At 70.8% G+C, this 14,267-nt stretch carries 13 protein-coding genes; 5 read left to right on the forward strand and 8 right to left on the reverse strand.

What is annotated here, in order from left to right; genetic code table 11:
- Positions 1–99: 99 nt before the first annotated feature.
- The 5 genes from ACFV9G_RS04275 to ACFV9G_RS04295 form a co-directional block, all read right to left on the reverse strand.
- A complete protein-coding gene (locus tag ACFV9G_RS04275) occupies positions 100–666 on the reverse strand; it encodes a MarR family winged helix-turn-helix transcriptional regulator (protein ID WP_378725181.1) in 567 nt (188 codons plus the stop codon).
- An 86-nt stretch (positions 667–752) separates the two neighbouring features.
- Complete coding sequence (locus tag ACFV9G_RS04280; RefSeq protein ID WP_378725183.1) at positions 753–1,877, reverse strand: CapA family protein; 1,125 nt, start codon at positions 1,875–1,877, stop codon at positions 753–755.
- Positions 1,874–2,692: an amino acid ABC transporter ATP-binding protein gene (locus tag ACFV9G_RS04285; protein ID WP_378725185.1), complete on the reverse strand. Its 819-nt coding sequence runs from the start codon at positions 2,690–2,692 to the stop codon at positions 1,874–1,876. Before ACFV9G_RS04285 ends, ACFV9G_RS04280 begins: the two co-directional genes overlap by 4 nt.
- Entirely contained in the window at positions 2,689–3,585 is an 897-nt protein-coding gene (locus ACFV9G_RS04290) for an amino acid ABC transporter permease (protein WP_378725187.1), read from the reverse strand. Before ACFV9G_RS04290 ends, ACFV9G_RS04285 begins: the two co-directional genes overlap by 4 nt.
- Complete coding sequence (locus tag ACFV9G_RS04295) at positions 3,582–4,493, reverse strand: transporter substrate-binding domain-containing protein (RefSeq protein ID WP_378725188.1); 912 nt, start codon at positions 4,491–4,493, stop codon at positions 3,582–3,584. Before ACFV9G_RS04295 ends, ACFV9G_RS04290 begins: the two co-directional genes overlap by 4 nt.
- A 245-nt stretch (positions 4,494–4,738) precedes the next feature.
- On the opposite strand from ACFV9G_RS04295, the gene ACFV9G_RS04300 reads away from it, so the two are divergent.
- Genes ACFV9G_RS04300 through ACFV9G_RS04320 form a run of 5 tightly spaced genes read left to right on the forward strand, consistent with a single transcriptional unit; the run spans position 4,739 to position 10,895 of the window.
- Positions 4,739–5,977: a CaiB/BaiF CoA transferase family protein gene (locus ACFV9G_RS04300; protein WP_378725190.1), complete on the forward strand. Its 1,239-nt coding sequence runs from the start codon at positions 4,739–4,741 to the stop codon at positions 5,975–5,977.
- Entirely contained in the window at positions 5,974–7,053 is a 1,080-nt protein-coding gene (locus ACFV9G_RS04305; RefSeq protein WP_378725191.1) for a 2-hydroxyacyl-CoA dehydratase family protein, read from the forward strand. The genes ACFV9G_RS04300 and ACFV9G_RS04305 overlap by 4 nt, the downstream gene beginning before the upstream one ends.
- The gene (locus tag ACFV9G_RS04310; RefSeq protein WP_378725193.1) at positions 7,050–8,294 is read left to right on the forward strand and encodes a 2-hydroxyacyl-CoA dehydratase; all 1,245 of its coding nucleotides are present in this window, start codon (positions 7,050–7,052) and stop codon (positions 8,292–8,294) included. Before ACFV9G_RS04305 ends, ACFV9G_RS04310 begins: the two co-directional genes overlap by 4 nt.
- A gap of 4 nt (positions 8,295–8,298) precedes the next feature.
- Entirely contained in the window at positions 8,299–9,528 is a 1,230-nt protein-coding gene (locus ACFV9G_RS04315; RefSeq protein ID WP_378725195.1) for an MFS transporter, read from the forward strand.
- On the forward strand, positions 9,528–10,895 hold the full coding sequence (locus ACFV9G_RS04320) for an alpha/beta fold hydrolase (RefSeq protein WP_378725197.1): 1,368 nt from the start codon (positions 9,528–9,530) through the stop codon (positions 10,893–10,895). Before ACFV9G_RS04315 ends, ACFV9G_RS04320 begins: the two co-directional genes overlap by 1 nt.
- A gap of 18 nt (positions 10,896–10,913) precedes the next feature.
- Here the strand turns inward: ACFV9G_RS04320 and couO are convergent, their stop codons facing one another.
- The 3 genes from couO to ACFV9G_RS04335 are packed head-to-tail and all read right to left on the reverse strand — an operon-like array spanning position 10,914 to position 14,260.
- Entirely contained in the window at positions 10,914–11,804 is an 891-nt protein-coding gene (couO, locus tag ACFV9G_RS04325; RefSeq protein WP_378725199.1) for a 4-hydroxyphenyl-beta-ketoacyl-CoA hydrolase, read from the reverse strand.
- A gap of 3 nt (positions 11,805–11,807) precedes the next feature.
- Positions 11,808–13,328, reverse strand: a complete 1,521-nt coding sequence (locus ACFV9G_RS04330) for a long-chain fatty acid--CoA ligase (RefSeq protein WP_378725200.1) — start codon at positions 13,326–13,328, stop codon at positions 11,808–11,810.
- Positions 13,329–13,360: 32 nt separating this feature from the next.
- Positions 13,361–14,260: a 3-hydroxyacyl-CoA dehydrogenase NAD-binding domain-containing protein gene (locus tag ACFV9G_RS04335; protein WP_378725202.1), complete on the reverse strand. Its 900-nt coding sequence runs from the start codon at positions 14,258–14,260 to the stop codon at positions 13,361–13,363.
- Positions 14,261–14,267: the final 7 nt, after the last annotated feature.

The following is a 14,267-nucleotide window of genomic DNA, read 5'->3' on the forward strand; positions in this document are numbered from 1 at the left end:
ATTCAGGATTCCTGTTTATCAGGATTCCTGGCAATTGTGAGTGACGCGCATCACGCCCGTCAACCCACTGCGGAGTCAGACCCGATGCAGCCCTCGGACCTAGGCGCCCTCAGCGCTTCCTGCGCGCTGCCCCGCACGCAGCCGAACCGCTTCGCGCTCGGTGTCCTCGTCTCCGAAGTAGCCACCGGCCAACACCTCGGCCGCATGGTGGAGCGAAGAGAGCAAGAGACCACGCTCGGCAGCCGGCATCCCCGCATAGATGCGGTCCTCGACGGCGATCATCTCGGCCAGGCAGGCGTTGAGCTTCGCGAGCCCTTCCTCGGTGAGGCGCGCCAGCCTGATCCGCCGGTTGTCGGGGTGCGGGGTCCGCTCGACCAGACCGCGCGAGACCAGGTCGGACAGCACGAGATGAGCGGCCTGGGAGGAGACGAACATCAGCCGCGCGAGATCGGCGTTCGACCTCGGTACGTGGTCGCTCAGGATCAGGAGCATGCGGTACTCCGAGACCGAGATCGACTGCCGCGCGGCGATCAGCTCGGTCGCCCGCTGGAGTGCGCGCGCGAGCCGCTGGGAGACGTACTCGATCCTCGAGAACGCCGCCGTGGGAAGCCGCTCCGGTCCGACGGGCGCCGCCGGGCGCGGCGTGGCCGCAGGCTCTTCAGACATCGGGTGAACCACTTTCAGATCAGGACGAGTGCGGGAGCGCGATCGGGGTCCGAGTCTCCCATGAGGCTCTCTCCGGGTAGCGGGGGTCAGGACACGACCACCGCCTTCCCGTCGTCCGCCCAGCGGAACCTCGTGGTCAGCCCGGCCGTCCGGGAGATGCCCTCGATGTAGGCGACCACGGAGTCGCCCTCGCCCTGCGTCAGCGGGGTCGGCCGCGCCTCCTCGTCGATCCAGCACGGGACGAAGGAGGGCTGCACGCGACCGTCCTCGTCGACGTCGATCACCGCGATCGCCGTGTTCCGGCTCTCCGGATGGAACGGGTACGCCGGCATGGTGGGGTCGGGCTCGAAGCCGTACAGCTCCCGGCGCCGCTTCGCCCAGGCGCGCAGCTCCTCGGAGTCGTTGTCGGCGTCCGGGGTCAACGCGTCGGTGACCGTGACGAAGTTGCCGAGCCCGTGGAAGATCGCAGCGCCCCGATAGATCTCGATGCCGCGCATGATGTGCGCGTGGTGGCCGACCACCAGGTCGGCGCCGGCGTCGACGGCCGCCCTGGCGACCTCGAACTCGTAGTCGGCGATGACCGCCGGCGTGTGGCCGATCCCCTTGTGGAGGGCCACCACGACGACGTCGACCCGTTCGGCCAGCGCGGCGATCTGGTCGGTCATCGCCCGCAGCGACGTCTTGTCGCAGAACGTGTAGACGGTCGGCGGATTGCCCGGGTTGGCGTCGTCCAGCTCGTAGTGGGTGATCACCTTGACGTACGCCGCACCGGCCTTGAGGCTGGTCGCCCAAGACTCCCGCGGGCCCACGCAGTTGTAGCTGAGCACACCGACCGTACGGCCCCGGACGGACGTCACCACCGGGGCGACCGCGGCGCCGAGGTTCGCACCGGTGCCCGTCGTCGCGATCCCGTAGGCGGCGGCCGACTCGATCGTGTCGATGACGCCCTTCGTACCGAGGTCGAAGGCGTGGTTGCCCGCGGTCGTGCCGATGGTGAAGCCGGCCTGCGCCATCGCACGGAGCGCCTCCGGCTCGGCCGGGGGCGACGGGACGGTGATGCCGGTCGTCTCGGTCGAGGTCGTGTGCGGCACCTCGATCTGGCCGATGGCGACGTCGGCGGCGCGCAGGAGCGCGGAGCTGGGCCCGAAGAGCTTCTCGGTCTCGGGCTGCTGCAGCACGATGTCGCCGACTGCGGCGATGCGTACGGTCATGACGACACCTTCTCGAGGTCGACCGGCGGGCGGCGCTCGCCGGAGTAGCGGGACAGGAACGCACGAAGCCGCTCGCTGCGAGGATCGGAGAAGAACCGGTCCGAGGGCCCCTCTTCGACGACCTTGCCCTCGGCCATGAAGACACAGCGGTCAGCGACGTCGCGGGCGAACTCCATCTCGTGCGTGACCACGACCATCGTCATCCCGGTCTCGGCGAGGTCCTTCATGACCTGCAAAACCTCCCCGACCAGCTCCGGGTCGAGCGCGCTGGTCGGCTCGTCGAACAGCACCACTCGGGGCCGGGTGGCGACCGCCCGGGCGATGGCCACGCGCTGCTGCTGACCACCGGAGAGGTGGCGCGGATGCGCGTCGGCCTTGTCCGACAGGCCGACCCGCTCGAGGAGGTGGCGGGCGCGCTCCTCGGCCTGCCGTCGGGTCTGACCGTGGACGGAGACGGCCGGCTCGGTGATGTTCTTGAGCACGGTCCAGTGCGGGAACAGGTTGAACTGCTGGAAGACCATGCCCATCCGCCGGCGCTGCACGCACACCCGGCTATCGCTCAGCGTGCGGTGACCGCCGCGGTGCGCCTCGTAGCCGAGCAGCTCGCCGTCGAGGAACATGGCACCGCCCTCGATGGTCTCGAGCTGATGGATGCATCGCACCAGGGTCGACTTGCCCGAGCCCGACGGCCCCAGCACGGCGACGACCTCCTGCTCGTTCACCTCGAGATCGACGCCGTCGAGCGCCACCTTGTCGCCGTAGTGCTTGCGGAGACCCTGGACCCGGATCACGGGTTCCGTCGGTGCCTGTGTCATGCGGGATCCCCTTCCAGGGAGCGGGCGCGGGCGGACGTGGACCGGTCGTAGCCGCGGCCGAGCCGCCTCTCGATACGGCGCTGCACGAGGGTCAGCAGCGTGACGACGACGAGGTACCAGATCACGGCCACGATGAGCAGCGGGACGACCTGGTAGGTCCGGCCGTAGATGATCTGCACGGAGTAGAGGAGGTCGGTCAGGGTGATCACGCTGACCAGGGAGGTGCCCTTGAGCAGCGCGATGAACTGGCTCCCCGACGGCGGCACGATCACCCGCAGGGCTTGCGGGAAGACCACCTTCCAGAACGTCTGACGCCCCGAGTAGCCCATCGCCCGGGCCGCATCGCGCTGTCCGTCGTCGACCGACATGATCCCCGCCCGGATGATCTCGGCCATGTACGCGCTCTCGTGCAGGCTCAGGCCGATAATCGCGGCGGTCAGCGGCGTGATGAGGTCGTTGACGGACCAGGACGCGAACCCGACCGAGAGACGCGGCACGAGGTAGGCGAGGTTGAACCAGAAGATCAGCTGCACGAGCGGAGGTACGCCCCGCAGCAGACCGACGTAGAGCTGGCAGGTCCACCGGATCGGGCCGAAGTCGCTCAGCTGGCCGGCGGCCGCCGCGGTGCCGATGGCGGTGCCGAGCGCCATGCAGACGACGGTGAGGAGGAGGGTCATCCCCAGCCCGGACATCACCGACGGGTCGAACATGAGGTCCGCGACGACGGCCCATTCGAACCGGGGATTGGTCGCCGCCCACAGCAGGACCAGAACGGCGGCGACCGCGAGCGCCACCACGGACGCCAGCCGCCCCGGCCGGAACCTCGGCCGAGCGGTCGCCGCGTCGGGTCGCGCCGAACCCGGCTGCGTGAGGAGCGTGTCAGCCACCGTCATGAGGGCTCACGCTTCGTGGTCGGGTTGATCAGCGGCTTCTCGACGGCCACCGGCTCCAGACCCCACTCCTCCAGCACCTGCTGGTAGTCACCGTTGTCGAAGATGTTCTGGAACGCCTCGTACAGCGTCTCTCCCAGGCCGCTGTCCTTGGGGGTCAGCAGGGCCAGCAGACTCACGCCCGATCCCTGGGCGTCGGTCTGCGTGACGTAGCCGTAGGTCTCCTCAGCGGCCGTCACGTCGAGCGCGGCGGTCTCGGTCATCCCGGCGACGTCCGCTCGGCCGCTCTTCACCGCCAGCAGCGTGGCGTTGGTGTCCGCGTAGTCGGCGCGCTCGTTGGCCGGCTCACCCTGCTCGGTGCACCAGGTGTTGAGCTTCTCGACCTCGCTCTCGGTGATGCTGCCGCCCACGATCGCGATCGTCTGGCCGCACGGTGCCTCGTCCCCGGCGAGCCCACCGGCGTTCTCCTTCGGGAAGACGTACGCCGTCCGGGTCTGCAGCCAGGTGATGGCGTCGAAAGCAGCCTCGCGTTCCGGGTTCGCCTGCACCGGCCCGTTCCAGGCCTGCCACCGACCGGACTGCATCCCGGTCAGCATGCTGGGCATGGACTGGGCCACCTCCATCCGCACGGGTACCCCGAGCTGCTCGCCCAGCACCTTCCACAGGTCGGGGTCGATGCCGGTGACCTCGCCGTCCTTCTCGACGGTGCGATAGGGCGGGTGCGCATCGCCCACGACCACCAGCTCCCCGGCGTTCTGGACGTTCTTCGGCAGCGCGTCGTAGAGCGGGGCGTCGGTGTCCACCTTCCCCGACGCCGCGCCCGACTCGTCGGCCGCGCTGCCGCCGCAGCCCGCGAGAAGGGCTGCGGCGAGGGCGATCGAGACGAGTGAGGCAGTCGTCCTTACCTGCATGGTGCACTCCAGTTCGGTCGTGATCCAGTCGTGCCGGAGATCGTGTGACGTACGGCACTTCTCATGTGACTTGATATCAGCATCAGTCAGGGATCCTGTCAATAGCAGCGCGTAAATTTGTCGGAAGACGCTCCGGTACGGCGAGAAGGGCTTCCAATGGCCATTGCCTTGTGGACTCACGAATCTCCGTGATATCAAGTTGCTTGATATTGAATGCCAGGAACCCTGAGAAGCCGAGGTGTGACATGAGTTCGGGACCTTTGGCCGGAAAGACCGTCATCGATCTGACGACAGCGCTCGCCGGCCCGTACGCGACACTGCTGCTCGCCGGCCTCGGCGCGCGGGTGATCAAGGTGGAGAACCCCACGAGGGGCGGCGACTCCTCCCGCAACAACTCGCCCTACCTGACCGCCGACGGGCTGCGGCTGCGGCGCTCCTCGCCGGACGACATGTCGGTGTCGATGCTGTCGCGTGGCCGCGGCAAGGAGAGCATCACGCTCAACCTGAAGCAGCCGGAGAGCAGGCAGGTCTTCCTCGACCTCGTCCGCAACGCCGACATCGTCGTCGAGAACTACAGCGCTGGGGTGACCGAACGGCTCGGCATCGACTACGCGGCCGTCCGGGCGGTCAACGACCGCGTCGTCTACACCTCGATCAGCGGCTTCGGCGCCCAGGGCGTGGCGGGCGACGGCAAGGCGATGGACACGATCATCCAGGCGCTCAGCGGCGTGATGATGACCGCGGGCGAGCCCGGTGACCCGCCCGTCCGGTTCGGGCTGCCGATCGGTGACCTGGTCGCCCCGCTGTTCGCGGTCATCGGCACCCTCGCCGCCGTCCTCGACGCCGCGCGTACGGGCGAAGGACAGCACGTCGACGTCTCCATGCTCGGCAGCCTCACCTCGCTGGTCGCCTGCGAACCCTTCGACGCCCTGGAGTCGGTCGGCTTCCCGTTGCGTACGGGTTCGCTCGTGCCCCGGCTCGCCCCCTTCGGCACCTTCCGCGCGCAAGACGGCTGGTTCGCCATCTGTGCCCCGACCGACGCCTTCGCGAACGGCGTCCTCGCCGCGATCGGTCAGGCGGACCTGGCCGACTCGGACCTGTTCGGTACGCGGGACGCCCGCGTCGCCAACGCCGACCTCCTGCATCGGATGATCGGCGATTGGGCGGCCGGACGAACCCTGGCGTCGGCGCTCGCCGCGCTGGAGGCCAGCTCGGTGCCCGTCGCTCCGGTGCGCGACACGGCTCAGGCGGTCCGCGACGAGATCGTGACGGGGCGTGGCGAGGTCACGCCGCTGGTGCACCCGAAGTTCGGGCACCACGACGGCCTCTACGGCAGCGGGATCCCGATGGTCTTCTCCCGCAGCCAGGTCGACATCACCGCTCCGGCTCCGGGCCTGGGCGAGCACACCGAGAGCGTGCTCGGCGACCTGCTCGGCTACGACGCCGACCGGGTCGAGAAGCTCCGCGAAGCCGGTGTCCTGTGACCGGCGCCGGCGCGCCACGGATCGGCATCGTCGGCGACGACGTCCCCCGCCAGCTTGTGCTCGCCGCCGGTGCGGTCCCGCAGCGCCTGCTCGGGTCCTGGCACGAACCCGTCTCCGCGGAGACCGCCGAGCTGCTGGGCACCGTCGACGCAGCCACCGGGCGGGTCCTGGACGACCTGTTGTCCGGCCGGCACGACGATCTCGCCGCACTGGTGGTCTGCCATGACTCGCAGACCCACCTCCGCATCTTCTACGTCCTGCGCATCCTCGCCCGGCGCGGGCGCCTGCCCTTCCCGGTCCACCTCGTCGACGCTCCCCGCCTGGACAGCCCGGCGGCCCGGCGATTCGTGGGGAGGCAGTACGCCCGTCTGCTCGACTTCTGCGAACAGGTCACGGGCCGGCGCGCCGACATCGGGTCGCTCCACCGCGCGGCCGAGCGGGAGCGGGCTCTGGGACGTGCACTCGAGACGATGCGCGAGCGTCGCCGGTCCGGTGGCTGTGCGGGCTCAGCGGCTCTCCGGGTCTACCGCGCCGCGGTCGCCATGCCGCCCGAGGAGGCGGTCGCCGCGGTGACCGAGGCCCAGGCTTCGACCGCACCGGGCGCGACACCCGTCTTCGTGACCGGGAGCAACCACCCCGACCCCGGCGTCTACGACGCCCTGGAGCGAACCGGAGACGTCGTCGTGGTCGGCGAGGACCACGACACCGGCGACCTGGCCTGGCTCGGTGTCGCCGTCGAGGCGCCCACCGTCGGCGAGGTGATCGACGGGTTGGCGGCCGGGCACCTCGCCCGCCCGGCCGCTGCCACGCGTGGCCTGGCCGCGGCACGAGCGGCGTACACCGCCACGTGCGCCGAGCAGACCGGAGCGAGGGCGGCGTTGGCGCTGGTGCGTGAGCACGACGACGCCTCGGCCTGGGACCTGCCCGACCAGCGGCTGGCGCTCGGTCGCCTCGGGGTCCCGCTCGTGGCTCGCACCCGTATCCGGTCGGCCGAGGACCCGGTCACCGCGGCCCAGGAGAGCGTCGCCGAGATCCGGGCCGGGCTCGCATCCACAGCAGGAGGAATCCACTCATGAGCCGGCTCGAAGCGGCCCGCGCCGCGACGCAGCATCAGAAGCAGTGGTTCGCCGAGACGGCGCGGCACGCCCGCGAGGGCGACCCGATCGCGCTCGTCAACGCGGATGCGCCGCACGAGGTGTTGCGCGCGTTCGACGTGCCGTACGTCGTCAACCAGTGGTGGGCCTCGATCATCTCCGCCAAGCGCCTCGGGCCGGCGAGCATGCGCCTGCTGGCCGACACCGGCCTGCCGGACCACAGCCAGCAGTACGACGCCATGCCGCTCGGCGCCCAGATGCTGCCGATCGAGCAGCAGCCGTGGGGCGGGCTGCCCGACCCGGCGTTCGCGATCGCGGACAGCCATGGCGACGTGACCCACAAGATCTTCGAGCAGTGGGGCCGCCGGCCCGGGACCGAGACGTACCTGCTCTCGCGCACCGCGGCCGACCCGGTGCCGCCGCGATGGTGGGAGCTGGTGCCGTACGAATGGGAGGCGGCGTTCGGCACCGATCGCCTCGATCTCCTGCAGAGCGAGATCGAGGACCTGATCGGCTGGCTGGAGGAGCGCACCGGACGCGCCTTCGACGAGGACCGCTTCGCGGAGATCATGCGGCTGGCCAACGAGCAGGCCGAGTGGAACCGGCGCACGCGGGACCTCCTCGCCACCGCCCGACCGGCACCGGTCCTGGTCAACGACACGATGCCGGCGGTGATGGTCCCGCAGTGGCACCGGGGCACGCAATGGGCCGTCGATGCGGCTCGCCGGCTGCACGACGAGGTGGCCCAGCGGGTCGACGAGGGTGTCGTCGTCTGTCCCGGGGAGCGGCGACGGCTGATGTGGATCGGTCGTGGCCTCTGGTCCGACCTCGACCTCTACCAGCGGTTCCACGAGGAGTTCGGCGCGGTGTTCGTGTGGTCGATGTACCTGGCGATCGCGGCGGACGGCTACGTCCGCTACGGCCCCGACCCGCTCCGGGCGCTCGCGGCCCGGTTCGTCGGCCTGACCGACCTGCTCTACGTACCGCCGTGGTCGGCGCAGTGGTACGTCAAGGAGGCGTTGGCTCACGGCGTCGACGGCGTCGTGCACCTCGTCGCCGACGACACCCCGGGCGGTCGGTTCATCTCCGAGGCCCTTGAGGCGGAGGGCATCCCGGTGCTGGAGATCCGCGCCAACAACGCCGACTCGCGCTCGAGCGGCGCGGCTCGCATCCCCGAGCGGATCGCCGACTTCCTGCGCGATCGGGTGCCCGCGAGGGACTGACCTGATGACGTACGTCGGGATCCTCTCTCCGCTCGCCCAGCCGGACTTCCGCCGATACTTCGTCGGGCAGGTGGTCACGAACGTCGGCACCTGGTTCCAGAATCTCGCGCTGTCGCTGGTGGTGCTCGAGGCGACCGGCAGCGCCCAGGCCCTCGGCGGCGTGACCTTCGCGCAGTTCCTGCCGATCCTGCTGCTCAGCATCCATGCGGGCCGGATCGTCGACCGGGTCAGCTCGCGAGCCGTCCTGCTGATCGGCGCAGCGCTGTCGGCCGTCGTGGTCTCGCTGCTCGCCGTCGCGGTCGCGGCAGATGCTCCGAGCCTGCTGGTGATCTACGGCCTGGTCGCCTGCCTCGGAGCGGTGAACGCCTTCGAGCGCGTCGCCGCCCAGGCGATCATCCGGTCGCTGGTGAGCGCGGACCGGCTCGGCCGGGCGGTGTCTCTGAGCACGATCGCGGTGGCGGCCGGGCGCTCGATCGGGCCCGGCCTGGCCGGGCTGCTGTTCCAGGCGGCCGGCCCGGTCGTGTGCCTGCTGGCGAACGCCGCCTCCTTCGTGCTCGTGTGGGTCCTGCTGCTCTTCGTACGTCCTCGCGAGGACCCTCCGGTGCGGCACCTCGACCTCGGGACCGGCCGGGTCGGAGGGCTCCTGGCGGATCCGTCGCTACGGCTTCTGCTGGTCGTCAACGCCGTGATCGCGCTGCTGGCGCTCAACCTGAACATCGTCCTCACCTCCGTGGTGACGCTGACCTTCGACGGATCGGCGACGAGCGTCGGCCTCAACCACGCCCTCAACGCCGTCGGCGCCGTGGCCGGAGGCCTGGTCGCGACCGCGCTGCCCAGGGTGTCGACGGCGACGCTCGCCGCGGGCTGCGCACTGCTCGGCGCCACCCTGTTCACCAGCGCGCTGCCCGGCACGCTCGCGGTCTTCCTCGCGCTCGCCCCCGTGCTCGGCCTCGGCTTCGGCTTCTACACCGCCGTCATCAACGCGGTCGCCCAGGCCGCGGCACCGGCACGAGCGGTCGGCCGCGTGATGGCGCTGATGATGCTGGGCAACGTCGGGATGGCGCCGTTCGGTGGCCTGATCAGCGGCTGGGTCATCGACCGGACCTCCGGACGGGTGTCGCTGCTGACGGGGGCCGCCGTCGCCCTGACCTGCGCGTTCGCCGTCGCCCTCCATGCCCTTCGTCGTGGCGAGAGCCGCCTCGACGTACGACCCCACCAGGAAAGTGAGCTGTGATGAACCTGCACGCAAGACCGAGAACCACGATCGCCGCAGCGGTCGCTGCGGTCGTGGCGGCGCCGGCACTGCTGGCCGTCGGCACCCCCGCCATGGCAGCGAAGGAGACCACCGTGATCAGCGGACGCCTCGACGACTCGACGCCCTACCGCTTCCTGGTCCCGGACGACTGGAACGGCACCGTCTTCGTCGACCTCGACTTCGCCGGCTCGGCCACCGCCTCCCGAACGGCCGAGCGTCTGGTCGAGCAGGGCGCGGCGTACGGCGGCACGACCCGCACCGTGACGGGATGGAACATTCCCGGCGCCCTCGCCAATCAGGTGGAGGCGCTGGACCGGTTCGAGGACGCCGCCGGCGAGGCCGACCGGCGGATCACGATGGGCAGCTCGATGGGTGGGTTCGTCGCCGCCGGCGTCGCCCAGCACTACCCGGACGCGATCGACGGTGTCGTCTCGATGTGCGGCGGGCTGTCCGGCACCGTCTCGCAGTGGAACCAGAAGCTGGACACCGTCTTCGTCCTCTCGACGCTGCTCGATCCCGCCGGCACCCTGCCGGTCGTCGGGATCCCGGATGACGTCAAGGGGTCGATCGCGGCCTGGCAGCAGCGCCTCGCCGAGGCTCAGCAGACTCCCGCCGGGCGCGCCCGGATCGCGCTGGCCGCCACCATCGGCCAGCTGCCGGCATGGTCCGAGTCTGAGCCGCGGCCCGAACCCCGGGACACCGAGGCGTACCAGCGGGGTTGGTACGGCGCCCTGGCCGCCGACTCGCTCCCCTACATCGGCCAGGCGATGAGCAGCCGACGGACCTTCGAGGCCCTGGTCGGCGGCAACCCGTCGTGGAACACCGGCGTCGACTACGCCGAGCAGTTCGCCGGCGCCTCGCCGGAGGCACGCCGAGTGGTCTCCCGGCTCTACCGGCAGGCCGGGCTGTCGCTCGCGGCCGACGTCTCGCAGGTCGACGACGCCGAACGGATCGGCGCCGATCCCGCCGCCGTGGAGCGCTTCGCGCTCGGGACCGAGTTCGACGGCCGGATCAGCGTGCCGGTCGTGACGATGAGCAACATCGGCGACCAGATCTCGACGGTCGCCCAGCAGAGCGAGTATCAGGACGAGGTCACCCGGGCAGGCAACGCGCACCTCCTGCGCCAGACCTACGTCGAGGCGCCGACCCACTGCGGGTTCACCGACGCCGAGCGCGTCGCGGCAGCCGACCTGCTGCTGCACCGGCTCGACACCGGCGCATGGCACGGCCGGGAGACTCCGGCCCGGATGAACCGGGTCGCGGAGTCCTTCGACCTCGGACCGGCCCGGTTCATCCCGTTCCGGCCGGACGCGTTCAACCGGCCGTACTCACCCGACTGGTCGTGAGCCCCGCCCTGCGCCTGCTCAGACCAGCCCGAGCAGGCGCAGGGCGTTGTCCTTCACCAGCAGAGGGCGGACCTCGTCCTTGATCTCGAGCTTCTCCAGGTCGGCGAACCAGCGATCGGGGGTGATCACCGGGAAGTCGGAGCCGAAGAGCACCTTGTGGCGCAGCGGGCCGTTGAGCTGCTTGACCAGCTGCGGCGGAAAGTACTTCGGCGACCAGCCGGACAGGTCGATGTGCACGTTGGCCTTGTGGGTGGCGATCGAGATCTGCACGTCGACCCAGGGGACGGCGGGGTGAGCCATCACTATCTGCAGGTCGGGGAAGTCGGCGGCCACGTCGTCGAGGAGCAGCGGGTCGGAGTAGCGCAGCTTGATACCGCGGCCGCCGGGCAGGCCGGCCCCGATCCCGGTCTGGCCGGTGTGGAACAAGGCGACCACGCCGAGCTCCTGGAGGGTCGCCCACAGCGGGGTGTGCTCCGGGTCGTTCGGGGAGAAGGCCTGCAGGCCGGGATGGAACTTGAAGCCGCGTACGCCGAGGTCCTCGACCAGTCTTCTGGCCTGCTTCACGGCCGCCTCGCCCCGGCGAGGGTCCACCGAGCCGAACGGGATCAGCACGTCGGCGTGCTCGGTCGCGCGCTCGGCGATCTCCTCGCTCGACAGCGGCGGGTGGTCGAGGCCGGTCGAGGCGTCGACGGTGAAGATCACCGCCGCCATGTTCCGCTCGCGGTAGTAGGCGGCGAGGTCGTCGACGGTCGGGGTGCGGGGGTGGTCGCCGCGGAAGTAGGCCGCCGAGGCGTCCATCAGCTCCTGGTCGAGCGAGAGGTGGCCGTGGTGGTCGGCCTCGACATGGGTGTGCATGTCGAGGGCTCGGATCGACCCGGTGTCGATGCGGGGCTCGTAGGGGGTGGGCATGCGTCATGCTCCTTTCGGGGTGCCATACAGCTCGCGGACCCGGGACTTCAGCAGCTTCCCGGAGGCGTTGTGCGGGATCTCGTCGACGAAGACGACGGCCTTGGGGACCTTGTAGCGGGCCAGCCGTCCATCGAGGTGTTTCAGCAGGTCGTCCTGGTCGAGGGCGGAGTCCGGGCGGCGTACGACGACGGCTCTGCCCACTTCGCCCCAGCGCTCGTCGGGGACGCCGATGACGGCGGCCTCGGCGACGTCGGGATGGGTGTAGATCGCCTGCTCGACCTCGGCCGGATAGACGTTCTCGCCACCGCTGATGAACATGTCCTTCACCCGGTCGACCACGTAGAGGAAGCCGTCGTCGTCGAGCACCGCGACATCACCCGTACGCAGCCAGGCACCGTCGAACGCAGCCTCCGTCGCCGCTTCGTTGTGCCAGTAGCCGGGAGTCACGTTGGGGCCGCTGACGTGCACCTCGCCGGCCTGGCCGGGTGCCGCCTCGGTGTTGCCGGGCGCCACGACGCGTACGTCGGTGAAGAAGCAGGGGGTGCCGGCCGAGCCGAGCTTGTCGAGGCCGTCGCCGGCACGCAGCATGGTCGTCCCCGGGGACGCCTCGGTGAGGCCGTAGCCCTGGATGATGTGCAGGCCGCGGCTCTGCCAGGTGTCCAGGAGCGTGCGCGGGATCGGCGCTCCGCCGCTCAGGGCCGAGCGGAGACTGTCGAGGTCGGCGCTCGCCCAGGTCGGCTCGTGGGCGAGGGCCTGGTACATCGAGGTGACACCGAAGAGCAGGGTGACCCGCTCGCGCTCGATCGTCGCGATCGCGGCGGCAGGGTCGAAGCGGGCCGCGATGAGGGATGTCCCACCCTTGAGGAAGGTCGGGAGCAGCACCTGGTTGAGCGCCGCGGTGTGGAACAGCGGGGCGGTGACCAGGGCGATCTCGTCGGAGCGGATGTCGACGTCGACGAGCAGGTTGAAGGCGTTCCAGGCGATGTTTCCGTGCGTCAACATCACGCCCTTGGGGCGGCCGCTGGTGCCGGAGGTGTACTGGATCATGAAGACGTCGTCCGGCCCGACCTCGACGTCGATCCGCTCCTTCGACGGCACCGCGAGGGTGCCGAGGCCGTGGCCGCCGGCGGCGGTGAACCGATGGCTCGGCAGGCCCATCGCCGCGACCGCCTCTGCGGCGACCGACGCGTCGAAGTCGTCGGCGTGGATCAGCAGCACCGGCTCGGCGTCGGCGAGGATCCAGGCCAGCTCGGGCGGCGCCAGCCGGGTGTTGAGCGGCAGGAAGACGGCGCCGAGCCGGGCGGTGGCGAAGAGCGTGACCGCGAGCTCGATCGAGTTCAGGCCCAGGAAGGCGACCCGGTCACCCGCCGCGACGCCGCGGGCGCGCAGCCCGTGGGCGACCTCCTCGACGAGGCGGTCGACCTCGGCGTACGTCACCACCGCGTCGTCCTGGACGAACGCCCGCGCGCCGGGGGTCATCCGGGCCCGTCGGGCGGGCCACGATCCGATGCCGCTGTCCAACATGTCGATCCTCGTTCGTCTCGTGGGCTCGGGTCTCAGCCGAGCCCGAGGTCGGTCTTGATCTCCAGCAGTCGCCGCAGCGCCTGGTCACGGCGCGCGACCAGGTCCTCGGCGGACGTCCCGTCGAGCTCCTCCTCGACGCCGTCGACCAGCTTCTCGACCAGCACGGCGGTGAGCTCGGGGTGGCCCAGGTCGTCCCACCAGTCGACCATGGGCGGGCCGAGGTGCTCGAGCACGTGGCCCAGCCCGCCGGGACCGCCGGAGAGGTGCTGGGTCGCGAAGGGGCCGAGCAGCGACCAGCGCAGGCCCGGGCCGTCGGCGATCGCGGTGTCGATGTCGGCGACCGAGACGATGCCCTGGTCGACGAGGTGGTAGGCCTCGCGCCACAGAGCGGCCTGGAGCCGGTTGGCCACGTGCCCTGGGACCTCGCGGCGGATGTGGATGGGGCGTTTGCCCAGGTGGCGCAGGGTCTCCAGGGCGGCCTCGACAGCCTTCGCAGCCGTCGCGGAGCCGCCCACGACCTCGACCAGCGGCACCAGGTGCGGCGGGTTGAACGGGTGGGCCACCAGCACTCGCTCGGGGTGATGCGTGCAGGCGTCCTGGAACGTGCTCGGCATCAGGCCCGAGGAGCTGCTGGTCAGCAGCACCTCGGGCGGAGCGGCCGCATCGAGCGTCGCGAAGATCTCGCGCTTGACCTCCAGCCGCTCCGGTCCGCTCTCGAGCACCAGGTCCGCGGCCGCGCCGACCTCGGCAAGATCGGCCGCGAACCGCAGCCCGCCCTCCGGGACCTGCGCCCGCAGCCGCTCCTCCGCGCCCTCGGCCGGGTCCCAGGCGACCACGTCGAGCCCGTGCTCGAGCCCGAGCACCACCCAGCTGACCCCGATCGCTCCGGTGCCGACGACCCCGAGCGTACGAACGTTCTCACCGCTCCTCATGCTGCCA

Source organism: Nocardioides sp. NPDC059952 (assembly GCF_042730435.1).
In the GTDB taxonomy this organism is placed as follows: domain Bacteria; phylum Actinomycetota; class Actinomycetes; order Propionibacteriales; family Nocardioidaceae; genus Nocardioides.

Coding starts and splice junctions, on each gene's coding strand:
- ACFV9G_RS04275 (WP_378725181.1), bottom strand. CDS start 666: ATGTCTGAAGAGCCTGCGGCCACGCCGCGCCCGGCGGCGCCCGTCGGA.
- ACFV9G_RS04300 (WP_378725190.1), top strand. CDS start 4,739: ATGAGTTCGGGACCTTTGGCCGGAAAGACCGTCATCGATCTGACGACA.
- couO (WP_378725199.1), bottom strand. CDS start 11,804: ATGCCCACCCCCTACGAGCCCCGCATCGACACCGGGTCGATCCGAGCC.
- ACFV9G_RS04310 (WP_378725193.1), top strand. CDS start 7,050: ATGAGCCGGCTCGAAGCGGCCCGCGCCGCGACGCAGCATCAGAAGCAG.
- ACFV9G_RS04315 (WP_378725195.1), top strand. CDS start 8,299: ATGACGTACGTCGGGATCCTCTCTCCGCTCGCCCAGCCGGACTTCCGC.
- ACFV9G_RS04330 (WP_378725200.1), bottom strand. CDS start 13,328: ATGTTGGACAGCGGCATCGGATCGTGGCCCGCCCGACGGGCCCGGATG.
- ACFV9G_RS04295 (WP_378725188.1), bottom strand. CDS start 4,493: ATGCAGGTAAGGACGACTGCCTCACTCGTCTCGATCGCCCTCGCCGCA.
- ACFV9G_RS04335 (WP_378725202.1), bottom strand. CDS start 14,260: ATGAGGAGCGGTGAGAACGTTCGTACGCTCGGGGTCGTCGGCACCGGA.
- ACFV9G_RS04285 (WP_378725185.1), bottom strand. CDS start 2,692: ATGACACAGGCACCGACGGAACCCGTGATCCGGGTCCAGGGTCTCCGC.
- ACFV9G_RS04290 (WP_378725187.1), bottom strand. CDS start 3,585: ATGACGGTGGCTGACACGCTCCTCACGCAGCCGGGTTCGGCGCGACCC.
- ACFV9G_RS04320 (WP_378725197.1), top strand. CDS start 9,528: ATGAACCTGCACGCAAGACCGAGAACCACGATCGCCGCAGCGGTCGCT.
- ACFV9G_RS04280 (WP_378725183.1), bottom strand. CDS start 1,877: ATGACCGTACGCATCGCCGCAGTCGGCGACATCGTGCTGCAGCAGCCC.